19 protein-coding genes are annotated in these 23,406 nt (G+C 68.7%); 13 read left to right on the top strand and 6 right to left on the bottom strand.

The window, feature by feature from the left end; translation table 11 throughout:
* Positions 1-258, bottom strand: coding sequence for a type II toxin-antitoxin system ParD family antitoxin (locus C1707_RS10500; RefSeq protein WP_101715061.1), 258 nt, complete (start codon positions 256-258; stop codon positions 1-3).
* A gap of 88 nt (positions 259-346) precedes the next feature.
* Here C1707_RS10500 and prmC point away from each other — a divergent pair, with 88 nt between their 5' ends.
* The 8 genes from prmC (at position 347) to C1707_RS10540 (ending at position 9,338) form a co-directional block, all read left to right on the top strand.
* A complete protein-coding gene (prmC, locus tag C1707_RS10505) occupies positions 347-1,216 on the top strand; it encodes a peptide chain release factor N(5)-glutamine methyltransferase (protein ID WP_101715062.1) in 870 nt (289 codons plus the stop codon).
* Between the two features lie 251 nt (positions 1,217-1,467).
* Complete coding sequence (locus C1707_RS10510) at positions 1,468-2,529, top strand: DUF4167 domain-containing protein (protein ID WP_101715063.1); 1,062 nt, start codon at positions 1,468-1,470, stop codon at positions 2,527-2,529.
* Positions 2,530-2,662: 133 nt separating this feature from the next.
* The gene (locus C1707_RS10515) at positions 2,663-3,694 is read left to right on the top strand and encodes a sensor histidine kinase (protein WP_101715064.1); all 1,032 of its coding nucleotides are present in this window, start codon (positions 2,663-2,665) and stop codon (positions 3,692-3,694) included.
* A complete protein-coding gene (locus tag C1707_RS10520; RefSeq protein WP_101715065.1) occupies positions 3,694-4,032 on the top strand; it encodes a response regulator in 339 nt (112 codons plus the stop codon). Before C1707_RS10515 ends, C1707_RS10520 begins: the two co-directional genes overlap by 1 nt.
* 63 nt (positions 4,033-4,095) lie before the next feature.
* Complete coding sequence (locus tag C1707_RS10525; protein ID WP_101715066.1) at positions 4,096-4,689, top strand: DUF4893 domain-containing protein; 594 nt, start codon at positions 4,096-4,098, stop codon at positions 4,687-4,689.
* Positions 4,690-4,893: 204 nt separating this feature from the next.
* Positions 4,894-5,643, top strand: a complete 750-nt coding sequence (locus tag C1707_RS10530; protein ID WP_101715067.1) for a M48 family metallopeptidase — start codon at positions 4,894-4,896, stop codon at positions 5,641-5,643.
* 100 nt (positions 5,644-5,743) lie between these two features.
* A complete protein-coding gene (clpB, locus tag C1707_RS10535; RefSeq protein ID WP_101715068.1) occupies positions 5,744-8,329 on the top strand; it encodes an ATP-dependent chaperone ClpB in 2,586 nt (861 codons plus the stop codon).
* A 430-nt stretch (positions 8,330-8,759) separates the two neighbouring features.
* The gene (locus C1707_RS10540; protein ID WP_240633908.1) at positions 8,760-9,338 is read left to right on the top strand and encodes an OmpA family protein; all 579 of its coding nucleotides are present in this window, start codon (positions 8,760-8,762) and stop codon (positions 9,336-9,338) included.
* A 120-nt stretch (positions 9,339-9,458) separates the two neighbouring features.
* Here C1707_RS10540 and C1707_RS10545 read toward each other — a convergent pair whose 3' ends face one another.
* A complete protein-coding gene (locus tag C1707_RS10545) occupies positions 9,459-9,935 on the bottom strand; it encodes a tRNA (cytidine(34)-2'-O)-methyltransferase (protein ID WP_101715069.1) in 477 nt (158 codons plus the stop codon).
* Positions 9,936-10,136: 201 nt separating this feature from the next.
* On the opposite strand from C1707_RS10545, the gene petA reads away from it, so the two are divergent.
* The 3 genes from petA to C1707_RS10560 are packed head-to-tail and all read left to right on the top strand — an operon-like array spanning position 10,137 to position 12,867.
* A complete protein-coding gene (gene petA / locus C1707_RS10550; RefSeq protein ID WP_101715070.1) occupies positions 10,137-10,682 on the top strand; it encodes a ubiquinol-cytochrome c reductase iron-sulfur subunit in 546 nt (181 codons plus the stop codon).
* 5 nt (positions 10,683-10,687) lie between these two features.
* Positions 10,688-12,007 carry a cytochrome b gene (locus C1707_RS10555; protein ID WP_101715071.1) on the top strand — a complete coding sequence of 440 codons (1,320 nt, stop codon included), beginning with the start codon at positions 10,688-10,690 and terminating at the stop codon, positions 12,005-12,007.
* A gap of 5 nt (positions 12,008-12,012) precedes the next feature.
* Positions 12,013-12,867 (top strand): cytochrome c1, encoded by an 855-nt coding sequence (locus tag C1707_RS10560; RefSeq protein WP_101715072.1) that lies wholly within the window; start codon positions 12,013-12,015, stop codon positions 12,865-12,867.
* 184 nt (positions 12,868-13,051) lie between these two features.
* Here C1707_RS10560 and C1707_RS10565 read toward each other — a convergent pair whose 3' ends face one another.
* From C1707_RS10565 to C1707_RS10580, 4 genes are all read right to left on the bottom strand, one after another.
* Positions 13,052-13,447, bottom strand: a complete 396-nt coding sequence (locus C1707_RS10565) for an OsmC family protein (protein WP_101715073.1) — start codon at positions 13,445-13,447, stop codon at positions 13,052-13,054.
* 46 nt (positions 13,448-13,493) lie between these two features.
* Positions 13,494-14,237, bottom strand: a complete 744-nt coding sequence (locus C1707_RS10570) for a hypothetical protein (protein WP_101715074.1) — start codon at positions 14,235-14,237, stop codon at positions 13,494-13,496.
* 274 nt (positions 14,238-14,511) lie between these two features.
* On the bottom strand, positions 14,512-16,770 hold the full coding sequence (locus C1707_RS10575; RefSeq protein ID WP_101715075.1) for a beta-glucosidase family protein: 2,259 nt from the start codon (positions 16,768-16,770) through the stop codon (positions 14,512-14,514).
* Positions 16,771-16,838: 68 nt separating this feature from the next.
* A complete protein-coding gene (locus C1707_RS10580; RefSeq protein WP_101715076.1) occupies positions 16,839-17,876 on the bottom strand; it encodes a LacI family DNA-binding transcriptional regulator in 1,038 nt (345 codons plus the stop codon).
* A 665-nt stretch (positions 17,877-18,541) separates the two neighbouring features.
* Here C1707_RS10580 and C1707_RS10585 point away from each other — a divergent pair.
* The gene (locus C1707_RS10585) at positions 18,542-21,673 is read left to right on the top strand and encodes a TonB-dependent receptor (protein ID WP_101715077.1); all 3,132 of its coding nucleotides are present in this window, start codon (positions 18,542-18,544) and stop codon (positions 21,671-21,673) included.
* Positions 21,674-21,839: 166 nt separating this feature from the next.
* Positions 21,840-23,378 (top strand): tryptophan halogenase family protein, encoded by a 1,539-nt coding sequence (locus tag C1707_RS10590; protein ID WP_101715078.1) that lies wholly within the window; start codon positions 21,840-21,842, stop codon positions 23,376-23,378.
* Positions 23,379-23,406 lie beyond the last annotated feature (28 nt).

A 23,406-nucleotide genomic window follows, 5' to 3' on the forward strand; every position in this document is an offset into this window, starting at 1 on the left:
TTAAGGGGTGGGCTTGTCGACGCCGTCGTGCATCTCGGCGATGAATTCTTCGAAGTCGAACGGCTCGTCCATGAACCCGCTCGCCTCGCCTTCGGCGAGGGCGTTGCGCAGGGCGTCGAGCTTGGTCTCGTGCTCTTCCAGCATCCGCAGGCCGGCGCGGATGACGTCGCTGGCCGAGCCGTAGCGGCCTTGCGCCACCTGGGCTTCGATGAACTCCTGGAAGTGAGGACCGAGGCTGACCGAGGTGTTCTTGCTCATAGCAGGCTCCTACAAGCCATAGCGTACCAATTATTGGTATCCATCTGCAATCTCGCGCTCGACGCCGCGACACGCTATTGGAGCCGCCATGACCCTCACCCTCGTCAAAGCCTGGAACGGCGCCAAGGAGCGCCTGAAGGAAGCCGGCATCGATCAGCCCGCCATCGACGCGCGCCTGATGCTCGAAGTCGCCGCCGGCGTCAGCCGCACCGACATCATCACCGACCCCTATCGCGAGCTGACCGCCGAACAGGTCGCCACGCTGGACGAGTACCTCGAGCGCCGCGCCCGCCGCGAGCCGGTCAGCCACATCATCGGCCGCAAGGGCTTCTGGAAGATCCTGCTGTCGGTGACCAAGGACGTGCTGACCCCGCGCCCGGAGACCGAGGTCATCGTCGACGAGGTGCTGAAGGCCTTCCCCGAGACCATGGCCTTCAACATGCTGGACCTGGGCGTCGGCTCGGGGACTATGCTGCTGGCGATCCTGGCCGAGCGTCCGGCCGCCAAGGGCCTGGGCGTCGACATCTCCGAGGAAGCGCTGGCCGTGGCGCGCGAGAACGCCGCCAACCTGGACCTGGACGGCCGCCTGGCGCTGATGCGCGGCGACTGGACGACGGGCATGGGCGACGCCTCGTTCGACGTGGTAGTCTCCAACCCGCCCTACATCCCCACCGCCGACATCGAGACCCTGCAGCCGGAAGTGCGCGACCACGAGCCGCGCCTGGCCCTGGACGGCGGCCCGGACGGGCTGGACGCCTATCGCGCCCTGGCGCCGGAGATCCTGCGCGTGCTGAAGCCCGGCGGCCTGTTCTGCGTCGAGATCGGTTTCGACCAGTCGGCGGCCGTCGAGGCCCTGTTCAACGAGGCCGGGGCCCAAAACGTGCGGACGGTCAAGGACCTGTCCACCCACGACCGTGTTGTCACGGGCTTCAAAAACCCCTTGGAAACGCCGGCGTGAGGCGGTAGACGAAAAGGGTCTCCTTCCAAATCGCCGGGTGACGGGAAGGGCGGTCGTTTCGACGGCCGCCAGACGCAACCGGCAGGCGCGAACGGCCGACGAGGCCGAAAGCCGCGCCCGATCCGGACGAAGACTCTACGGAAACCCAGGTCTCAAGAACATCCAAGGCGCGCCCGAGACGGGCCCACCCAAGCTCAAGAGGCCGAATACCGATCGGGCTAAGCGTCCCGACCGGACAGGTTTAGAAGAAGATGAGAGATTTCAAGGGCATGAAGCGCCAGCGTGGCCGCAACAACCGCGGGGGCGGTGGTGGCAAGCCGCAGCAGCACAACGCCAACCGGGCCTTCGATTCGAACGGTCCCGACGGCGTGAAGGTCCGCGGCGCGGCCCAGAGCGTCTACGAGAAGTACCAGCAGCTGGCCCGCGACGCCTCGTCGTCCGGCGACCGGGTGCTGGCCGAGAACTACCTGCAGCACGCCGAGCACTATTTCCGCGTCCTGCGCGCCATCCAGCCGAATCGTCCGGTCAGCGACATCATCGGCAAGGACGCCTACTCGGCCTACGAGATCGACTTCGAGGCCGAGCCGGAAGAGGCCCCCGAGGCCCCGCCGGCCGCCGAGGCGCCCGCCGAGGGCGCTGAAGGCGGCGAGGGCGGCGAAGGCCAGGGCGAGCAACGCCGCGACCGCAACCGCGACCGCTTCGAGAACCGCGACCGTGACCGCAACCGCGATCGGGACCGCGACAACAACCAGGGCGAGGGCCGCCGCGACCGCTGGCGCGACCGCGACGATCGCGACCGCAACCGCGACGACCGTCCCCGTGACGATCGGCCCCGTGATGATCGGCCCCGTGACGATCGTCCTCGCGACGACCGTCCGCGTGAAGAGCGCCAGCCGCGCGAGGATCGTCCCGCGGCCGAAGGCGGCGAGTTCCAGGGCGAGGCCCGCGAAGGCCGCCGCTCGCGCCGCGACCGGGATCGTGACCGCAACCGCGATCGTGATCGTGGCGAGCGCGATCCGCTGGCCGTGATCGAGCCGGAAGCCGCCCCGCTGGGCGGCGAGGCGCAGGCGGCCGAAAGCTCGCCGGTGCTGCGCGGCCAGGACGGCGCCGTCAGCCACGCTCCGGCGTTCCTCGGCCGCAAGTCCGAGCCCAAGGCCGCCGAGCCCAAGGCCGAAGCCGCTCCTGCGGCCGAAGCTCCCGCCGCCCCGGCCCCCGAGGCCGCAGGCGAAGAGGTCAAGAAGCCCCGCCGCCGCCGCGCCCCGCGCAGCTTCGAAGGCGGCGACTCGCCAGCTCCTGAGTCGGAAGAGGCCTGAGACCATCCGCCGCCAGAGCCTGCTTGCGCAGGCTCTGATCTGCTTGGACCTGGAGCGCGCTTGCGCGCTCTGGGGGACTTGGCGTCGGATCAACCCATAGGCTAGGCTCCTCTGGACCACAGGGGAGCCAGCCATGGGCGGGCGTGGAACACAGTCCGGCGGCGCGGGCGAAGAAGCCCGCTATCGGGCCATCGTCGACACGGCGGTGGACGCCATCGTCGTCATCGACGAGCACGGCCGCATCGAAGCCTTCAATCCCGCCGCCGAGCGCCTGTTCGGCTATGCGGCCTCCGACATGATCGGCGCCAACGTCAACGCCCTGATGCCCGAGCCGCATCACGCGGCCCACGACGGCTATCTCGACACCTATCGCCGCACCGGCAAGCGCCGGATCATCGGCATCGGCCGCGAAGTGTTCGGCCGCCGCCAGGACGGCACGACCTTTCCCCTGGAACTCTCCATCGCCGAGTGGCGGTCGGGCGACCGGCGCTTCTTCACCGGCGTCATGCGCGACGTGACCGAGCGCAAGCGCGCCGAGGAACTGCAGCGGTTGCTGGTCAACGAGCTCAATCACCGGGTCAAGAACACCCTGGCCACGGTGCAGTCGGTGGCCGGCCAGACCCTGCGCAACGCCGCCGACCTGGGCGACGCCCGCGAGTCGCTGACCACGCGTCTGCTGGCCCTGTCCCGCACCCACGACATCCTCACGCGCGAGGCCTGGGACGGCGCGGACATGCACGACATCATGGCTGGCCTCGTGGAGTCCTACGGCGACGCCTCTCGCTTCGAGGTAGCCGGGCCGCCGGTGCGGCTGTCGCCCAAGACCGCGCTGTCTCTGTCGCTGGCCCTGCACGAGCTGACCACCGACGCCGCCAAGTACGGAGCCCTTTCGCAGCCGTCCGGCCAGGTTCGGGTAGGCTGGAGCCGGGAAGGCGAGGGCGACGAGGAGCGGCTGCGCCTGCGCTGGCAGGAGACCGGCGGGCCGCCGGTCTCGCCGCCCGAGCGGCAGGGCTTCGGCAGTCGCCTGATCACCCGTGGGCTGGCGCTGGAGCTCGACGGCGAGGCCGCGCTCGACTACCCGCCGGACGGCGTGGTCTGCACCATCGTCGCCCGCATCCGCCGTCGCCCGGCCGCCCAGCCGGCGCCAGCCCGGGGAGCGGCGTGATGCGCGTGCTGATCGTCGAGGACGAGATCATGGTCGCCATGCTGGTCGAGGACCTGCTGACCGACCTGGGCTGCGACGTCACCGGTCCGGCCGTGTCGGCCGAGACGGCGGTCGAGGCGGCCCGGCGAGAGCTGGTCGACTTCGCGCTGCTGGACGTCAATCTCGACGGCGGCACCTCGTTCGCGGCCGCCGACGTGCTGCGCGAGCGCGGCGTGCCCTTCGCCTTCGTGACCGGCTATGGCGACCAGGGCGTCCGGCCCGACCTGCGTGACGCCCCCATCCTCAGCAAGCCGGTCGATCCCCGGCAGCTGGCGCGCACCATCGCCGCCGCGCGCTGAGGCGAACCCTCCGGCTCCTGGCGAGTTACCTGGGCTCCTTCGACGTTCCTCAAGGAGCCCTTCATGCGCGCCGCCGCCGCTCTTGCCCTGTCGTTCATCGTCGCGACGCCCGTCCTGGCCGCCTCCGGCGACTGGCGGCGGGACGCCACGCGCGAGGACGTCGAGCGGATCGGCCGCCTGAACTCGGCCTGGGAAGGGGCGCTGTCCGAAGCCCGGCGCGGCGGCCACGCCCGAGACCTGCGGGCTCTGGGCGCGCTGGTCGAGCCGCGCGCGGCCCTGCCGCGCCCGCAGCCGACGCCGGGCAACTACCGCTGCCGCACGATCAAGCTGGGCAGCCCGGGCGGCCGGGGCTTGCCCTACGTGGCCTATGGCTGGTTCCGCTGCCGTGTGGAACTGACGCCCGGCGGCGACCTGGTGCTGGAAAAGACCACGGGCTCGCAACGCCAAGCCGGCAATCTCTATCCCGACAGCGACCGTCGGCTGGTGTTCCTGGGCGCGGTGGCCTGGGGCGATCGCGAGGGTCGGGCGACCTACCGCCGCGATCCCGAGCGCGACCAGGCGGGCGTCTTCGAGCGCGTTGGCGCGGGCCGCTATCGCCTGGTCATGCCGTGGCCCAGGCAGGAGTCGAAGCTGGACATCCTCGAGCTGAAGCGGTGATCGAAAAGACCCTCTCCCTGTGGGAGAGGTGTCCGCGAAGCGGACGGTGAGGGGAGGGGCTGATGACCTTCACGCGCGCCGAAAGCTGAAAACGGCCCCCCTCCGGCGCTCTGCGCCACCTCCCTTACAGGGGGAGGATCTTGTTGCCAGCCTGTGTCCGCCCGCCTTAAGTCGGGCCGTCGACAACAATAACGCGAGCCGCCCATGCGCCTTCGTCCGTCGCTGGTCCTGATCGCCGGCCTGATGCTTTCGGGCTGCGCCTACAACGCCGAGCTCGGTCGCGACCAGTTCGCCATGGTCGACGAGGCCAGCCTGGCCCGCTCGGGCGAGGCGGCCTGGGAGCAGACGCTGCGAACCAGCAAGGTCTCGAAGGACGCGCGGATGAACGCCAGGGTGACCACGGTGGGCCAGCGGATCATCGAGGCGGCGGGCCTGGCCAACCGGCCGTGGGACTACGTGGTGTTCGACAACGACACCCCCAATGCCTTCGTGCTGCCCGGCGGCCATATCGGCGTTAATTCGGGCCTGGTGCGCCTCGTCGACAACGACGACCAGCTGGCCGCCGTGCTGGGCCACGAGGCCGCCCACGTGCTGGGCCGCCACGCCGCCGAGCGCTATTCGCAGCAGATGAGCACCCAGCTGGTCCTGGCCATCGCTCAGGCGGCGGCCGGGGGCGGGGGCAGCGACGGCGGCCGGGCCGTGGCTTCCCTGGGCGGGGCGGGGGCGCAGATGGGCTTCCTGCTGCCGTTCTCGCGCAAGCACGAACTGGAAGCCGACCGCATCGGCGTCGACATCATGCAGCGCGCCGGCTATCGCCCCCGCGAGGCCGTGACCCTGTGGCGCAAGATGCAGGCCCAGGGCGGTTCGGGCCGGCCCGAGTTCGCCTCGACCCACCCCTCGGACGCCACCCGCATCCAGGCGCTGGAAAACTATCTGGCGAGCCAGGGCTGGTGAGCCTTGTGTGGCTGTAAGGTCACACTACATCCCCTGACAGGTCGGGCCGTGCTCATAGGAGGCGACCCGATCTGATCCGCCTAGTGAAGGGGACGCCAACTTGAAGATCGACATCTATTCCGACCGCGCCAAGCAGGCCGTGCAGTCCGCGCAGAGCCTGGCCCTGGCCCGCGGTCACCAGCAACTCGGGCCCGAGCACCTCTTGAAGGTGCTGCTGGAAGAAAAGGACGGGCTCTCGCGCACCATCATCGCCAACGCCGGCGGCCGCCCCGACGCGGCCGACGCGGCCGTGGACGCGATCCTGGCCAAGAACCCGCGCGTCGACGGCGCCGGCGGCCAGCTCTACATGAAGCCCGACACGGCGCGCGTGTTCGCCTCGGCCGAGGACGGCGCCAAGAAGGCCGGCGACGCCTTCGTCACCACCGAGCGCCTGCTGGCGGCCATCGCCAAGGACGGCGCCGAAAGCGCCAAGGCGCTGAAGGACGCCGGCGTCTCGGCCCAGAGCCTGGAGACCGCCGCCGCCGCCCTGCGCAAGGGCCGCACCGCCGACAGCGCCAACGCCGAGGAAGGCTACGACGCGCTCAAGCGCTACGCCCGCGACCTGACGGCCGCCGCGCGGGATGGCAAGATCGACCCGGTGATCGGTCGCGACGAAGAGATCCGCCGCACGATCCAGGTCCTGTCGCGCCGCACCAAGAACAATCCCGTCCTGATCGGCGAGCCGGGCGTGGGCAAGACCGCCATCGTCGAGGGCCTGGCCCAGCGCATCGTCAACGGCGACGTGCCCGAGAGCCTGAAGGACAAGAAGCTGCTGTCGCTCGACATGGGCAGCCTGATCGCCGGCGCGAAGTATCGCGGCGAGTTCGAGGAGCGGCTGAAGGCCGTCCTGGCCGAGGTGACCGCGGCCGAGGGCTCGATCATTCTGTTCATCGACGAGATGCACACGCTGGTCGGCGCCGGCAAGAGCGACGGGGCCATGGACGCCAGCAACCTGCTCAAGCCGGCCCTGGCGCGCGGCGAACTGCACTGCGTGGGCGCCACGACGCTGGACGAGTACCGCAAGCACGTCGAGAAGGACGCCGCCTTGGCCAGGCGGTTCCAGCCGGTGTTCGTACAGGAGCCGACGGTGGAGGACACAGTCTCGATCCTGCGCGGCCTGAAGGAGAAGTACGAGGTGCACCACGGCGTGCGGATCTCGGACTCCGCCATCGTGGCCGCCGCGACGCTGTCCAACCGCTACATCGCCGACCGCTTCCTGCCCGACAAGGCCATCGACCTGGTGGACGAGGCGGCCAGCCGCGTGCGCATGGCCATCGATTCGAAGCCCGAGGAACTCGACGAGATCGACCGCCGCCTGGTGCAGCTTAAGATCGAGCGCGAGGCACTTTCGAAGGAAACCGACGCCGCCTCCCGGCAGCGCCTGGAGAACCTGGAGGTCGAGATCGACGACCTGCAGTTCCGGTCGGACGAGATGACCGCCCGCTGGAAGGCCGAGAAGGACAAGGTGGGCGGCGCCGCCCAGGCCCGCGAGGCGCTGGACCGCCTGCGCGCCGATCTGGCCAACGCCCAGCGCGCCGGCGACTTCGCCCGCGCCGGCCAGATCCAGTACGGCGAGATCCCGGCGCTCGAAAAGCGCCTGGCCGACGCCGAGGCGGGCGAGAACGGCGACAAGGCCCTGACGCCGGAAGTCGTCGACGCCGAGCAGATCGCCGCCGTCGTCAGCCGCTGGACCGGGGTGCCGGTCGAGAAGATGCTGGAGGGCGAGCGCGAGAAGCTGCTGCAGATGGAGGTCGCCCTGCGCTCGCGCGTGGTCGGCCAGGACGAGGCCCTCGAGGCCGTGTCCGACGCCGTCCGCCGCGCCCGCGCCGGCCTGCACGATCCCACGCGCCCGATCGGTTCGTTCCTGTTCCTGGGCCCAACGGGCGTAGGCAAGACCGAGCTGACCAAGGCCCTGGCCGAGTTCATGTTCGCCGACGAGCATGCGATCACCCGCATGGACATGTCGGAGTACATGGAGAAGCACTCGGTCAGCCGCCTGATCGGGGCGCCTCCCGGCTATGTCGGCTACGACGAGGGCGGGGCGCTGACGGAAGCCGTCCGTCGCCGTCCGTACCAGGTGGTCCTGTTCGACGAGATCGAGAAGGCCCACCCGGACGTCTTCAACGTGCTGCTGCAGGTGCTGGATGACGGCCGTCTGACCGACGGGCAGGGGCGGACGGTCGACTTCCGCAACACCATCATCATCATGACCTCCAACCTCGGCGCCGAGTTCCTGGCCAACCAGGAGGACGGGGCCGACGTGGAAGAGGTGCGTCCGCTGGTGATGACCACGGTGCGCGGCCACTTCCGTCCGGAGTTCCTCAACCGGATCGACGAGATCATCCTGTTCAAGCGGCTGGACCGCTCGAACATGAGCGACATCGTCCGCATCCAGCTGGGCCGGGTGGAGAAGCTGCTGGCCGATCGCCGCATGACCCTGGCGCTGGACGCCGGGGCCCTGCAGTGGCTGGCCGACAAGGGCTACGACCCGGTCTATGGCGCGCGCCCCCTCAAGCGCGTGATCCAGAAGGAGCTGGTCGACCCGATCGCCCGCAGGCTGCTGGCGGGCGAACTGGAGGACGGCGGCGTCATCGCCGTCGGAGCCGACGACGGCGGCCTGTCCTTCGGCAGGGCCACCTTGCAGTAGGCGCGATCGCAATCCGCCGAGAAGCGCGCTCCGGTCGCCCGGGGCGCGTTTTTCGTTTGCGGTGGCGCGAAAGCTCCCTACATCTGGAGGGTGAGCCGGGCGTGCGTCCAGGCCGCCGGCGTGGTCGCCCGATTCCCTCGGCGCCCGTCCAGAGCCCCGAGTCGAGGGCTCCCGAGCCTGCCGATCGCGCTCAAAAAATCCTCTTAGAACTGAAAATAATTTACGGAACCAAATCGCTGTTCGAGCGATCGCGCGCGGTCAATAGAGTGTTGAAGAGCACAGAGTTCAAGCGGCGCCAATCAAGACAAGAACACGCCCATTTTTCGCCTCTGTCACCTGACGGTTTCGTAATGCGAAAGCTGAGCGACCCGGATGGAGTGCGTAGATCCAAGGTCAAGCTTTCTTGGATCAATGAGGAGAAAAGCGAACAATGATCGGCCATGTCAAAGGCAGCTTGAAGATGGCGACCGTGGTGGCGCTGGTGGCTGGGGGCCTGGCGGTCAGCGGCTGCGCGACCAAGAAGTACGTCAACACCCAGGTCGGCGGGGTCGCTACCCGCGTCGACGGTCACGACACCCAGATCGCTGAACTGGACAAGACGTCGCGCGAAGCCCTGGAGCGCGCGACGGCGGCCGGCAAGCTGGCCGAAGGCAAGTTCATGTACTCGATGGTGCTCTCGGACGACTCCGTGAAGTTCCCGACCGACCAGGACGCCCTGTCGCCCGAGGCCGAGCAGCGCCTCGCCGACTTCGCGTCGAAGCTCAAGGAAGAGAACAAGAACGTCTATCTGGAAATCCAGGGCTACACCGACGCCACCGGCGAGGAAGGCTACAACGAAAAGCTCGGCCAGCGCCGCGCCGACGCTGTGCGCAAGTTCCTGTCGCGCCAGGGCGTGGCCCTGAACCGCATGGCGACGATCTCGTACGGCGCGGAAGATCCCGTGGCCCCGAACGAGACCAAGGAAGGCCGGGCGCAGAACCGCCGGGTCGTGATCATGGTGCTGGCCTAAGCCCCAGGGCTTGGCCGCGAGGGACGCCGAGCGCGGGCGGAGACTCCACACCTCGCCCGCGGCAGGCGGCCCAGCGCCGATGGTTCAACTTGGGCGGCTCCGGAGACGGAGCCGCCTTTTTTACGTCCGCAGGGCGGCCAGCGACGGAAAGCCGTCCGTCTGGCGCAGGGCTTCGGCCAGGGCCATGCCGGCGGTTACCGAGACGTTCAGCGAGCGGGCCTGCGACCGCAGCGGAATGACCACCCGGGCGTCGACGGCGGCATGGACCTCCTCGGGGGCGCCGCGACTCTCGTTGCCGAACAGCAGGGTGTCGCCGGGCTGAAAGGCGAAGTCGTGGAAGCTCCGTTCGCCGCGGGTGGTGAACAGCACCAGGCGCCCGTGGGCGCGTTCCGGCGCCTGCAGGAAGGTTTCCCACGAATCGTGGCGTGTGAGGTGCGCCAACGGGCCGTAGTCGAGGGCCGCGCGCTTCAAGCTCTTGTCGTCCAATGGAAAACTGCAGGGCTCGATGACGTCCAGCCCGACATCCAGGCAAGCGGAAAGCCGAATGGCCGCGCCCACGTTCTGGGGAATGCCGGGTTGAAAAAGCGCGAGACGCATTCTAACGAAACCAACCATGGGGCTAGTAGGGGCATTGCTGCACATCGAATAGGGCTTGCGAACTCTGTTCGCCCATCCGATAGGGAGCGTGCCCCTTGTGGCGAAGATCCGCTCGCGGGTCGAGGTAAAGATATCGCGCCGAATGGCGCATTTCCTGGTCTGGCCGTTCGCGGTCGGACGGATTTCGAAGGGTGGAACAAGGTGGCCGACACCGCCGTGGGCGCAAAGACCGAGTCTGGGTCCGATCCCAGCCGACGCGATTTCATTCATATCGCCGCGATCACCGCCGCAGCCGGCGGCGCAGCGGCTATCGCCTGGCCGTTCATCGACCAGATGAATCCTTCTGCCGATACGCTGGCCATGGCCTCGACCGAGTTCGACCTGACCAAGGTCGCCGACGGCCAGCAGGTGACGCTGAAGTGGCGGGGTAAGCCGCTCTTCGTGCGCAACCGCACCCCGGCCGAGGTCCAGCGCGCGGTCGCCGACGACAGCGCCTCGATGAAGGATCCCCAGAAGGACGCCGACCGCGTGAAGCCGGGCAAGGCCCAATGGCTGGTGCTGATCGGCTCGTGCACTCACCTGGGCTGCGTGCCCACCTTCGGCGGCGGCGACTACGGCGGCTGGTTCTGCCCGTGCCACGGCTCGCACTACGACACGTCGGGCCGCATCCGTAAGGGTCCGGCGCCGCTGAACCTCGCGGTTCCGGAGTACGAGTTCCTGTCCGACACCAAGGTCAAGATCGGGTAAGCCAGATGAGCGGACATTCGACCTATCAGCCGAAGACCGGCATCGAGCGCTGGCTCGACGCCCGTCTCCCGATCGTGCGCCTGGGCTACGACAGCTTCGTCGACTACCCCACCCCGCGTAACCTGAACTACTGGTGGACCTTCGGCGGCATCCTGTCGCTGTGCCTGGCCAGCCAGCTGATCACCGGCATCATCCTGGTGATGCACTACACCCCCAGCGCCGACCACGCCTTCGCCAGCGTCGAGCACATCATGCGCGACGTGAACTACGGCTGGCTGATCCGCTACATGCACGCCAACGGCGCGTCGATGTTCTTCATCGCCGTCTACGTCCACATGCTGCGCGGCCTCTACTACGGCTCGTACAAGGCGCCCCGCGAGGTGCTGTGGATCCTGGGCTGCGTGATCTACCTGCTGATGATGGCCACGGCCTTCATGGGCTACGTGCTGCCCTGGGGCCAGATGAGCTTCCACGGCGCCGTCGTGATCACCAACCTGTTCGGCGCCCTGCCGCTGGTCGGCCCGTCGATCACCACCTGGCTGTGGGGCGGCTTCGCCGTCGACAACGCCACGCTGAACCGCTTCTTCTCGCTGCACTACCTGCTGCCGTTCATGATCGCGGGCGTCGTGATCCTGCACATCTGGGCCCTGCACGTGGTCGGCCAGAACAACCCGACCGGCGTCGAGCCCAAGTCGAAGGCCGACACCCTGCCCTTCACCCCGTACGCGACGGTGAAGGACGGCTTTGCGATGAGCGTCTTCCTGATCCTCTTCGCGACCTTCGTCTTCTATCTGCCGAACGCCCTGGGCCACTCGGACAACTACATCGAGGCCAACCCGCTGGTGACGCCGGCGCACATCGTGCCCGAATGGTACTTCCTGCCGTTCTACGCGATCCTGCGCGCCGTGCCGGACAAGCTGCTGGGCGTGCTGGCCATGTTCGGCGCCATCGCCTGCCTGTTCGCCCTGCCGTGGCTGGACACCTCGAAGGTGCGCTCGATGCGCTACCGTCCGACCGCCAAGCTGCACTTCATCATCTTCGTGGTGGCGTGCTGCATCCTGGGCCTGTGCGGCGCCAAGCTGCCCGACGATCCGGTGCTGGGCCACTTCAAGACCATCCCGCTCGGCGACGCCGACCTGAACAGCTTCGTGTGGCTGAGCCGCTTCGCCGCGCTCTACTACTTCGCGTTCTTCCTGGTGATCCTGCCGTGGCTGGGCCTGGTCGAGAAGACCCTGCCGGTTCCGGACTCCATCGCCTCGCCCGTCCTGTCGCACCCGGCCGCCGCGCCGGCCGAAGCGACCGCCGCGCCTGAAATGAAGGGCTGATCCCGATGCTGCGCAAACTCTCCGTCATCGCAGCGGTCGCGGGTCTGATGGCGTCGTTCGCCGCCGCCCCGGCCCTGGCCGCCGGTCACCCGCTGGAACCGGAAAAGATCCACTGGTCGTTCAACGGCCCGTTCGGCAAGTTCGACCAGGCCCAGCTGCAACGCGGCTACAAGGTCTATCGCGAGGTCTGCTCGTCGTGCCACTCCATGAAGCTGGTCAGCTTCCGGAACCTCGGCGACAAGGGCGGCCCGTTCTACAACGAGAAGTACCCGAACTCGAACGACAACCCGTGGGTCAAGGCGATCGCCAAGGAGTTCGAGGTCGCCGACATCGACTCCGAGACCGGCGACGCCATCAAGCGTCCGGCCACCAGCGCCGACCGCTTCCCCTCGCCGTTCCCGAACGAGGCCGCCGCCCGCGCCAGCAACGGCGGCGCCTTCCCGCCGGACATGTCGCTGCTGGCCAAGGCCCGCCACGGCGGCGCGGACTACATCCACGCCATCGTCACGGGCTACAAGAACCCGCCGGCCGGCCTGAAGGTCGGTCCGGGCCAGCACTACAACCCCTACATGGCCGGCGACCTGGCGGCCTACTGGAGCGGTGACCACGCCCACGTCCCGCCGGGCGGCTTCATCGCCATGGCCCCGCCGCTGACCGAAGGCGGCGTGACCTTCGACGACGGCACCAAGGCCACCGTCGACCAGCAGGCCCGCGACGTGGCGGCCTTCCTGACCTGGGCCGCCGAGCCCAAGATGGAAGAGCGCAAGCAGACGGGCTTCGCGGTGATGATCTACCTGATCCTCTTCGCCGGCCTGCTCTATGCGAGCTACCGCAAGGTCTGGAAGAACGAGTCGCACTGAGCGGCGCGTTCGGACACCGAATGAAGAAGGGCCCGGCGGCGACGCCGGGCCCTTTTGTTCTAGGGGGGGAAGGCCCCCCTCAGTCGCTCCGCGACAGCTCCCCCAGGGGGGGAGCATCTACAAGAGCGCCGGCGCTTCTAAATCCTCCCCCTCTGGGGGAGGTGGCCCGGAGGGCCGGAGGGGGTCACCCCCGGTCCAGCACCGTATCGATCCCGAAGCCGCTCTTCAGGGCCAGGGTCACCGGCGTGCGCTCGACCACGTCGCGCAGGCGGGCGATGGCGGCGTCGTCGAGGGCGCCCGTGGCGGTGACATTGCGGTCGATCCTGGGCTTGTCGCCGGTGTTGTCGAGCACCAGGTCGACGGTGATGGTCACCTCGCCCCAGCCCTTGCGGTCGGCGTACATGCGCAGGGTCGTGGCCGTGCAGGCGGCGAGGCCCGCCAGAACGAAGCCGAACGGCGGCGGGCCGGCGTCCTGGCCGCCGAGGGCCGGGGGCTCGTCGCCGACCAGCTTGTGGCCGCCTACGTCAAGCTGGATCGTGTGGCGCGGGTCGACGGTGACGGCGTGAACGCGCGAGGCCATGGGAAAACTCCGTACGGGGATGATGTGATCTAGGACGCCGATCGCTTCATGGCGTCAGCCAGAGGGCGTGGGCGGCGGGGTCCAGCCGAAGGCGGCCCCGGGCCAGCACCTCGACGCCGAGGGCGCCGACGACGCCGGGAGGCAGGTCGCCGGCCTTCACCGCGCGGGCGCGGGGATAGAGGCGGCCGTCGAAGGCCAGCGCCGCCACCGTGCCGGCCGGCGCCTGGCGCGGTCCGTCGGCCGGTCCGCGAGCGCGCAGCGCGCCTCCCGAAGCGGTGTCTAGCGCGAAGGGGCCCTGGACGCTCGAGAAGCCGTCGGAGGCGGCCGCGCGCACCGTCGGCACCCCGCCGACCATCTCGACGGGCAGGGGGCGTCCCGCGGGCCTCGCAAGGCCGTCGGCGGGGTCCAGCCGCAGGCGGCAGGGGGCGAAGTCGATGACCACCGTGTAGCGGGCCAGCACGTCGGCGCCGATGACGCCGGCAATGGGGGCCACGAAGCCGACGCCGCGATAGTCGAGGTCGGTCACGGCCACGGGCAGGGCGGGCAGGGCCTCGCCGGCGACGCGGACGGGCAGGGAAAGGTCGGTCGCCTCGAAGCCGCCGGCCTGGGCCTTGGTGTCGTGCAGAAGGGTGCGCGGCGCCGACAGGTCGACGACGAAGTCGCCGGTCATGTCGCCGATCGCGGCCGGGGCGACGATCGCGCCGTTCTCGAACCAGCAGGCGGTCTCGCCGGCCTCGGCCGAGGCGGCGGTCGCGAGGCTGAAGGCCATGACGAGAAACGGGGCGCGCATGAGGGGAGACTAGAGCGGGCGGGGCTGGCGTGGAAAGCGTCGGGTGACGAGCCCTGATCTAGCCGCGCCGATCGCTCATGGCTTGAACGGAAAGGGGGCGGACGCCCGTGCGTCCGCCCCCCTCCGGCGCTATCCCAAGATGCTCCCCCTGAAGGGGAGCTGTCGCGAAGCGACTGAGGGGGAAGTTTCAGCGGCGCCTCAGCAGCCGCTTCCCCCACCGGCCCTCCGGGCCACCTCCCCCTTCGGGGGGAGGGTTCGGCTAGCGCCCTTCCGCCTACTTCAGCAGCCCCACCGGCACGCTCTGCGCCGCCACGCTCGCGCTCGCCCGCGCGGTGATCGCCGCCGAGGACGACCCCAGCTGCACCTCGTAGTCGCCGGCCGCGACCTTCCAGCCGTGGGCGCCTTCGTCCCAGGTGGCCAGCAGGCGCGGGTCGACCGTCAGGGTCACGGTCTTGCTGGCGCCGGGGGCGAGGTCGACCTTCTGGAAGCCGGCCAGGCGCCGCGGGGCCTCCCAGCCGCCGGCCTTGGGCGAGACATAGACCTGCGGCACGTCCTTGCCGGCGCGCTTGCCGGTGTTGGTGACCTTGAAGGCCACCGTCAGCCGGCCGCCCTCGTTCGAGGTCTTCAGGTCAGAATAGGCGAAGCTGGTGTAGGACAGGCCGTGGCCGAACGGGAACAGCGGCGTAAGGCCCTTCTTGTCGAACCACTTGTAGCCGACCGCCGCGCCCTCGATCGAATAGTCGACGGCGAACAGTTCGTCGGGCTTCTTCGGGTCGCCGTCGAGCGTCGGGCGGGGCAATTGGGCCTCGCTGGCCGGGAAGGTGACCGGCAGGCGCCCCGAGGCGTCGACCTCGCCGGTCAGCACGCGGGCGATGGCCTCGCCGCCGCTGGTGCCGGGGAACCAGGCCTGCAGCACGGCGCGAACGTCCTTCAGCCACGGCATGGTCACCGGGCCGCCGGTCTCGAGCACGACGATCGTGTTCTTGTTTGCCTTGGCGGCGGCCGCGATCGCAGCGTCCTGGTTCTTGGGCAGGGCCAGGGACGCAACGTCCTCGGACTCGGTGGTCCACTGGTCGGCGAAGACGATGACGAGGTCGCTTTCCGCGGCCAGCCTGGCGACGGCGGCGGCGTCCTTACCATCGTTGTAGGTGAACTTCGCCTGGGGCGCGCGGGCCTGCAGCGCCTTCAGCGGCGAGGACGGATAGTAGATCACCGGGCCTGGCCAGGTCTTGGGCTCCAGGCCCTGCACAGCGCGACCGCCGGCGGGATAGACCTGCGACGAGCCGCCGCCCGACAGCACGCCGACGTCGGCATAGGCGCCGATCACGGCGATCTTTTGGGCCTTCAGCGCCAGGGGCAGCACGTCCCTGTCGTTCTTCAGCAGGACCATGCCTTCCTCGGCGTCGGCCTGGCTGACCTTGCCGTTGGCGACCAGGTCGATGGGCGCGATCTTCACCGGATGGTCGACCGCGCCGCTGGCGAACAGCGAGCGGACGATGCGACGGGCCATGTCGTCCAGGCGCGCCTGGCTGACCGCGCCGCTGGCCAGGTCGGCCTTCAGTACGCTCGCCAGGAAGGGCTGCTTGTCGAAGGCGTCGCCGGCCGATTCCTGGTCGAGGCCGGCGTTTACCGACTTGGCGCCCGAGTGCACGGCGCCCCAGTCGGACATCACGTAGCCCTTGTAGCCCCAGTCCTGCTTGAGCACCTTGTTCAGCAGCCAGTCGTTCTCGCAGGCATAGTGGCCGTTGACGCGGTTGTAGGCGCACATCACCGAGTGCGGGTCCGACGCCTCCATGGCGATCTGGAAGGCCAGCAGGTCGGAGGTGCGGGCGTCGGCGTCGCCGATCTTGCTGTCCACGGCGAAGCGGCCGGTCTCCTGGGCGTTCAGGGCGTAGTGCTTGATCGTCGAGACGATGTTGTTGGACTGAATGCCCTTGATCTGGGCCCCGACCATCACGCCGGCCAGCAGCGGATCCTCGCCGCCATATTCGAAGTTGCGGCCGTTGCGCGGCTCGCGGACCAGGTTCACGCCGCCGGCCAGCATGACGTTGAAGCCCGAGTCGCGGGCCTCCTTGCCGATCATCGCGCCGCCCTTCTGCGCCAGGGCGGGATTCCAGGTGGCCGTGGTCGCCATGCCCGAGGGCAGGGCGGTGCGCTCGCGGAACTGCGCGGCGCTGCCCTGCGTGGCCACGCCGATGCCGGCGTCGGTCTCGAACTGGGCGGGAATGCCCAGGCGCGGCAGGCCCGGCACGTAGCCGGCCGAGCCGGGCAGCGAGCCCTCGATGCGCGTGTACTTGGGCTTCATGTCGGCGCCGAAGTAGCCGTAGACCAGAGTCAGCTTCTCGTCCTGGGTCATGGCCTTCACGACCAGGTCGGCGCGGGCGTCGGCGTCGAGCTTGGGATCGAGCCAGGGCTGGCCGGCCGGAGCGGCGGCGGGCGCGCCGTGGCCGGCATGGCCTTGGGCCAGCGCCGGGGCGCCCAGGGCGGCGATCGTCAGGGCCAGGGCGCTGGCCCGCCAGAGACGCGAGTTCATTCTACCTCCCACTCGTATGATCTTGGCCGGCGAGCCGGCGGATGGTTCTGCGGACGGAGGGGGCTCCGTCAGCCAGGCTTGCCCGGCGGCCGCTTGCGGGCCGGACCGGTGGATTCGCGCACCACCAGGGTGTGCTGGGCCAGGAACGGGCTGGGGCGCACGCCCGAGTCGCTGCCGTTCCAGGCCGCGAAGGTCTGCAGGGCGCGCAGGGCCATCGGCTCGAACGGCTGGCGGATGGTGGTCAGGGTCGGCCAGATGACGCCGGCGATCGGCGCGTCGTCGAAGCCCACCACCGACAGGTCGTCGGGGATGCGCAGGCCGCGGCGCTGGGCCTCCATGCAGGTGGCGGCGGCCATGTCGTCGTTGGCGGCGAAGATGGCGGTGGGCGGCTCGTCGATGTCGAGCAGCAGCTTGGCCGCGTCCATGCCGGTCTTGAAGGTGAACTCGCCCCCGACGATCAGTTCGGGCGCCGGACGCGGCAGGCCGGCGGCGGCGTAGGCCTCGAAGAAGCCGTTGCGACGATGAGTGCTGGCGGCGTGGTCGGGATGGCCGGCGATGTGGCCGATGCGGGTGTGGCCCAGGCTGAACAGGTGCTCGACCACCTCGCGGGCGGCGGCGCGGTCGTCCATGGCGATGGCCGGGAAGTTCGGGTCGGGCGTGGTCGGCGAGATCAGCACGCAGCGCACGTCGAGCTCGCGCATCAGCGCCTTCAGCGGACCGAAGTCGCATTCGGGCGGCAGCAGGATCACTTCGCGGATGCCGCCGTCCTCGATGAAGGCGCGGATGCGCTCGTGCCAGCCGACCACGGGGCCGTCGAACAGCTCCACGGTCAGGTGGCGGCCGGTCTCCAGGCAGGCCAGCAGCAGGGCGTGATGGGTGCGGGTGTGATAGCCGCCGCTGGGGTCGCCCATCAGCACGCCGACGGCCGAGGCGCCCTGCGCGCGGAAGTGACGCGCCACGGCGCTGGGCTGATAGCCGAGGGCGGCCATGGCCTCGCGGACCTTGTCGCGGGTCTTGGTGGTGACGCTGGCGTGGTCGTTCATCACGCGCGAGACGGTCTTGGCCGAGACGCCCGCCCGCTTGGCCACATCGTGAATCGTCGCCATTCCGTAAGACCCGCACCCGACTTGGCCGCCCAGCCCATCCCCCGGCAGGGGCGGCTCGACGGCTCCCGAGCAGCAGCCATACCGCAGCTCGACCGACTTGTCATGCGATGGGACAAGGCGTGGTCAAAAAATGTCCTCAGCGTGGACATTGTCGTGGTCATTTCGGGTGTCTATCGGGTCATTCGGCGTCGGGTGGAACCGCTTCCGATTCCCGTTTCGGTAAAAAACGACGTCGATGCGTCCCATGCGAATGTCTACGCGTTGGTTCCCGTTTGAACGATTGCCAGCGCTGTCTTTCGGGTCTGATGTGGGGCGCGTGCGAGAAAATATCCATTAAAAACAATGATAAATTCGATTCCGACGCGGGGCGTCGGGCAGATCGTCTCGCGTCCGCAACGCTTGCAAACACGCTGATTTCCAGAAATGACAACGTTGACATTCTTGTTGACTTGCATGGGACATTTGGGAATGTTGCCACCGTGACCGGCGTCTGAGGGCCGGATCGCAACACCGTTCCGGCGCCGGGGGTCGCCGACAGGACAATCACCGGGCCACGACCGCCGAAGCAGGTTGGCGTGAAGGTCGAGGCCCGGCTCGAGACCCACCGCGGCGTCAAAAGACGTCGCGGCCCGAACGCAAGAACAAGACATTGGGGAGCGATCGATTTGACCACACAACGTAGGAAGTCCGCCTGGACTCGCGGCCTGACCCTGGCCCTTCTGGCCGGCGCGTCGCAGGCCGTCATCACCACATCCGCCCTGGCGCAGACCGCCGGCCAGTCCGAAGAGACCGCCGTCGACGAGATCGTCGTCACCGGCGTGCGTGGCTCGCAGCTGAAGTCGGTCGACGTCAAGCGCCGCGAGACGGCCATCGTCGACGCCATCTCGTCGGAAGACATCGGCAAGCTGCCCGACGTCACCGTCGCCGACGCGCTTCAGCGCATCTCGGGCGTCCAGATCCAGCGCGACGCCGGCGAAGGCAAGAGCGTCAACATTCGCGGCCTGTCCCAGGTCATCACCCTGCTGAACGGCGAGCAGTACCTGAGCGCGGGCAACATGGGCTCGGCCCAGCCCAACCTGCTGGACGTGCCCTCGCAGCTGATGAACCAGGTGCTGGTCTTCAAGTCGACCGATCCGAACAACGCGCTGTCGGGCATCTCGGGCACCATCGACCTGCGCACCCGCCGTCCCTTCATGATGAAGGAAGGCTTCCAGATCGCCGGCGGCCTGGAAGCCCAGCGCGGTGAACGCACCAAGGAAGACGACTATCTGGCCAACATCCTGGCCAGCTGGCGCAACGAACGCGTCGGCGTCCTGGTGTCGGGCGTGCGCAGCCAGTCGAACCTGAGCAACAACTTCTCGGGCGCCGTCGTCCTGTCGGGCAACAACGACTGGGGCGGCTCCAACGCCAACAACTTCCTGTCGCCGCATGGCTTCGAGAGCTTCAACCGCGTCGTCGAGCGCAAGCGCACGGGCCTGAACGTGTCGTTCGAGGCCGACCTGGGCGAGGGCTTCACCCTGATCGCCGAGGGCTTCTACGCTAAGCTCGACGAATACAACCGCGCCGTCGGCATCAACATCTCCAACCGCTGGGACGGCGGCGCCTTCGGCACCTGGACCACGCCCACCGACACCCGGGCGACCGGCGTCAGCGCGCCCTCGACCGGCGGCGGCAACGGCCGTCCGTGGCTGGCGGTCGACGAGTACGACGTCAATGCCTGGTGGATCAACTCGTTCACCGTCAACCGGGTCAGCAAGTCCGAGAGCAAGAACTATAATCTCGAACTGAAGTACGACAACGGCGGTCCGTTCTCCTTCGAGGCTCGGGCCATCCGCGCCGACGGCGAGCGCCTCTCCATGAACGGCCAGGCCCAGGGCGACCTTTCCAACTGGCAGTACGGCGACGGGCGGTTCAACCTGTTCCGCAATGCCGCCGACCGCACCCGCGGCCCGTTCTATCCCAAGGCCATCTGCGACACCTATCCGGCCAGCCAGCGCAGCAACGCCGTGGTCGGCTCGGCCGGCGGCTGCTACCTGAACCCCAACCCGCTGGGCTACGGCCAGAACCCGCAGCTGCACTACGACATCAGCGGCAAGAGCCCGGTCTGGAGCGGTTTCGACACGCCGATCTCGGGCGGCCTGGGCGCGGGCAAGACCCTGCGCGACTACATGGCCAACAAGGACAGCTACGCGATCGCGGCCTTCTCGTCGGAAGGCAACAACGAGGTCGAGTCGGACATGAACGTGTTCCGGGCCGACGGTCACTACAAGTTCGAAGAGAAGTTGCTGGGCTTCGTCACCAAGGTCGACGCCGGCGTTCGCCAGAGCGACCGCTCGGTCAGCGTCGAGCAGTTCCACCTGTTCTCGGGCTTCTACGGCGGCACGCCGGGCGCGGTGCAGGCCAACGGCAGCCCGGTTCCGGCCGGCGGCTGCATGGCGCAATGGAAGGCCATCGACGTCGTCATGAGCCAGAACCAGTGCCAGGCGGGCGAATTCGTGCCCAACCCGGTGACCGGGGTGCCTGAGTTCCAGGGCTACACCGTCAACCGCCCGACCAAGCTCTCGACCCACAACAACACCCTGTTCGTCACCGACCTGGGCGGCGTGACCTCGGGCATGCCCGGGTTCTGGGCGGTCGATCCGCGTGACTTCGACGACGTGCTGGCCTTCCAGAAGAAGGTGTTCGGCGACGCCGTCCGCGTCACCGTTCCGGGCCAGACCTACGACGTCGACCTGAAGGAGCAGAGCGCCTACGCCGCCGGCGCCTTCGAGATCGGCAAGCTGTCGGGCGACTTCGGCCTGCGCGTCATCCAGACGGAACTGCTGGTGAAGCAGAACCTGACCGGCGACGTGATGAACTACGGCGACACCAACGCCGACGACGGCGACACGGTCACCCGCCGCAAGTACACCGACTGGCTGCCGTCGCTCAACGCGGGCTACGACCTCACCGACAACATCAAGCTGCGCTTCTCGTACGCCAAGACCATGCAGCCGCTCGACCTGGGCAGCTATGGCGGCGGCCTGAAGATCAACACCGCCGACTGCGGCGCGTCCCTGCCCAACGTCCGCTGCGTCACCGGCGCCGAGGCCTCGGGCAACCCGAACCTGGATCCCTGGCGCTCGAAGAACTTCGACGTCGCGGCCGAGTACTACTTCGGCCAGGCTTCGATGGTGAACATCTCGGCCTTCGTGCTGAAGATCGACAGCTACGTCACCGGCGGCACCATCAAGGGCAGCTTCCCCGACCAGGACGGCGTGATCCGCCGCGAGGTCGACGTCACCCTGCCGCTGCAAGGCGAGGGCGGCGAGGTGAAGGGCCTCGAAGTGGGCGCCAAGATCGCCTTCAGCGACGTGATCCCCGACGTGCCGGTGCTGAAGAACTTCGGTGTCGACACCAACTACACCTACTCGCCCAGCGAAGAGCAGCGGATCGACCTGACGGGCGAAAAGCTGCCGTTCTTCGACAACTCCAAGCACCAGTTCAACCTGATCGGCTGGTACCAGGACGACAAGCTGCAGGCCCGCGTGGCCTACAACTACCGCACCGATCGCCTGGCCGGCACCATGGGCGGCGGCGGCGGCCGGACGATCCCGGTCATGCAGGACGCCACCGGCTACGTCGACGTCAACGTCAGCTACGAAGTCCGCGACAACGTCACGGTCTACTTCAACGGCTCCAACGTCACCGGCGAGATCGAGGACTACTACCTGCGGTTCGCCAAGGGGAAGGAGCAGTACTCGTCGCAGAACGAGTTCGAGCCCCGCTACGTGATCGGCGTCCGCGCCAAGTGGTGATCTAGACTTCCTCCCTGCGCCCGCCGTGGCGGCCCTTCGGGGTCGCCGCGGCGGCTCTTTTTGTTTGGGGGAAGTGCTTTCCATCGGCGCCGCAGGGCGCCAGTTTTCCGGTTCGGGCCTTCGTCGCCAAAGGCGTCGATATTTTCCGGTTCGGGGAGGACCGGCCATGAGCGAAGACGTTCGGAACGGACGCATCCGCAGCATCGTCATCGTCGGCGGCGGGACCGCCGGCTGGATGGCCGCCGCATCGCTGCGTCGTCACTTCGGCAAGGCGCCGATCGACATCACCCTGGTCGAGAGTTCCGAGATCGGCACGATCGGGGTGGGCGAGGCGACCATCCCCACCATCCGCAATTTCTATCAGTCGCTAGGGCTCGACGACCTGGAGGTGCTGCGGGCCACGCAGGGCACCTGCAAGCTGGGCATCCGCTTCAAGGACTGGATGGCCCCCGGCTCGGCCTTCATCCATCCCTTCAGCCTCTATGGCCAGGACCTGGGCGGGATTCCCTTCCAGCACTACTGGCTGAAGGCCCGCGCCTTCGCCGACGTCGGCGAGATGGGCGAGTATTCGCTGGGCGCCAGCCTTGCGGCGGCGGGCAAGTTCACCGTGCCGGCCGCCAATCCGCCGTCCAGCCTGTCGGTGTTCGACTGGGCCCTGCACTTCGACGCGGCCCTGTTTGCCCAGCTGATGCGCCGGGTGGCCGAGGCCAACGGCGTGCGCCGCATCGACGCCAAGGTCGTCAAGGTCAACCTGCGTCCCGAGGACGGCTTCGTCGCCTCGCTTTCCCTGCACACCGGCCAGGTGGTCGAGGGCGACCTCTTCGTCGACTGCTCGGGTTTCCGGGGGCTACTGATCGAAGAGGCGCTGCAGACCGGCTACGAGGACTGGTCGCAATGGCTGTTCTGCGACCGGGCGCTCGCCGTGCAGAGCCAGCCCCCGGAGGGGGCCGAGCCGCCGCCCTATACCGACGTCACCGCCCACAGCGCCGGCTGGCGCTGGCGCATCCCGCTGCAGCACCGCTACGGCAACGGTTACGTCTATTCCAGCCGCCACATCGACGACGAGGCGGCCAAGGCCGAACTGGTCGCCGCCGTGCCCGACCGGCTGCTGCACGAGCCGCGCCTGATCCGCTTCACGCCGGGCCGCCGCAAGCAGGTGTGGAACCGCAACGTCGTGGCCCTGGGCCTGGCGTCGGGCTTCCTGGAGCCGCTGGAAAGCACCTCGATCGCCCTGATCGAGACGGGCATCGAGAAGCTGAAGGCGCTGTTCCCTGACCGTCGCTTCGATCCGGCCGTCGTCGACGAGTTCAACGACTGGTCACGGCGCGAGATGGAGCGGGTGCGCGACTTCGTGGTGCTGCACTACAAGGCCGCCCAGCGCGGCGACACGCCCTTCTGGCGCACCACGCGCGACGCCGAGATTCCCGAGACCCTGGCCCGAAAGGTCGAGCTGTTCCGCTCCCGCGGCCACATCGCCCGCTATCGCTGGGAAATGTTCCAGCCGCCCAGCTGGCTGGCGATCTTCGCCGGCTTCGACATCCTGCCCGAGGGCTGGGATCCGGCGCTGGACGGGGTTGACGGCGCGGCCCTGGCCGCCAGCCTGAACCAGATGCGGGCGGGCGTGGCTCGGGTGGTGGCGAACGCGCCTGGTCACGGCGACTTCCTGCACCGCTATGTCGGTCAGGCGCCGGCGGCGGCCGAATAGCGACAACGATAAAAGACAAGCGTACGGG

The sequence above is a fragment of the Caulobacter flavus genome, from assembly GCF_003722335.1.
GTDB classification, from domain to species: domain Bacteria; phylum Pseudomonadota; class Alphaproteobacteria; order Caulobacterales; family Caulobacteraceae; genus Caulobacter; species Caulobacter flavus.

What these genes read in the sequence shown, in the direction of transcription:
- C1707_RS10500 (WP_101715061.1), bottom strand. Translation starts at nt 258, where the DNA reads ATGAGCAAGAACACCTCGGTCAGCCTCGGTCCTCACTTCCAGGAGTTC.
- prmC (WP_101715062.1), top strand. Translation starts at nt 347, where the DNA reads ATGACCCTCACCCTCGTCAAAGCCTGGAACGGCGCCAAGGAGCGCCTG.
- C1707_RS10510 (WP_101715063.1), top strand. Translation starts at nt 1,468, where the DNA reads ATGAGAGATTTCAAGGGCATGAAGCGCCAGCGTGGCCGCAACAACCGC.
- C1707_RS10515 (WP_101715064.1), top strand. Translation starts at nt 2,663, where the DNA reads ATGGGCGGGCGTGGAACACAGTCCGGCGGCGCGGGCGAAGAAGCCCGC.
- C1707_RS10520 (WP_101715065.1), top strand. Translation starts at nt 3,694, where the DNA reads ATGCGCGTGCTGATCGTCGAGGACGAGATCATGGTCGCCATGCTGGTC.
- C1707_RS10525 (WP_101715066.1), top strand. Translation starts at nt 4,096, where the DNA reads ATGCGCGCCGCCGCCGCTCTTGCCCTGTCGTTCATCGTCGCGACGCCC.
- C1707_RS10530 (WP_101715067.1), top strand. Translation starts at nt 4,894, where the DNA reads ATGCGCCTTCGTCCGTCGCTGGTCCTGATCGCCGGCCTGATGCTTTCG.
- C1707_RS10540 (WP_240633908.1), top strand. Translation starts at nt 8,760, where the DNA reads ATGATCGGCCATGTCAAAGGCAGCTTGAAGATGGCGACCGTGGTGGCG.
- C1707_RS10545 (WP_101715069.1), bottom strand. Translation starts at nt 9,935, where the DNA reads ATGCGTCTCGCGCTTTTTCAACCCGGCATTCCCCAGAACGTGGGCGCG.
- C1707_RS10555 (WP_101715071.1), top strand. Translation starts at nt 10,688, where the DNA reads ATGAGCGGACATTCGACCTATCAGCCGAAGACCGGCATCGAGCGCTGG.
- C1707_RS10560 (WP_101715072.1), top strand. Translation starts at nt 12,013, where the DNA reads ATGCTGCGCAAACTCTCCGTCATCGCAGCGGTCGCGGGTCTGATGGCG.
- C1707_RS10565 (WP_101715073.1), bottom strand. Translation starts at nt 13,447, where the DNA reads ATGGCCTCGCGCGTTCACGCCGTCACCGTCGACCCGCGCCACACGATC.
- C1707_RS10570 (WP_101715074.1), bottom strand. Translation starts at nt 14,237, where the DNA reads ATGCGCGCCCCGTTTCTCGTCATGGCCTTCAGCCTCGCGACCGCCGCC.
- C1707_RS10575 (WP_101715075.1), bottom strand. Translation starts at nt 16,770, where the DNA reads ATGAACTCGCGTCTCTGGCGGGCCAGCGCCCTGGCCCTGACGATCGCC.
- C1707_RS10580 (WP_101715076.1), bottom strand. Translation starts at nt 17,876, where the DNA reads ATGGCGACGATTCACGATGTGGCCAAGCGGGCGGGCGTCTCGGCCAAG.
- C1707_RS10590 (WP_101715078.1), top strand. Translation starts at nt 21,840, where the DNA reads ATGAGCGAAGACGTTCGGAACGGACGCATCCGCAGCATCGTCATCGTC.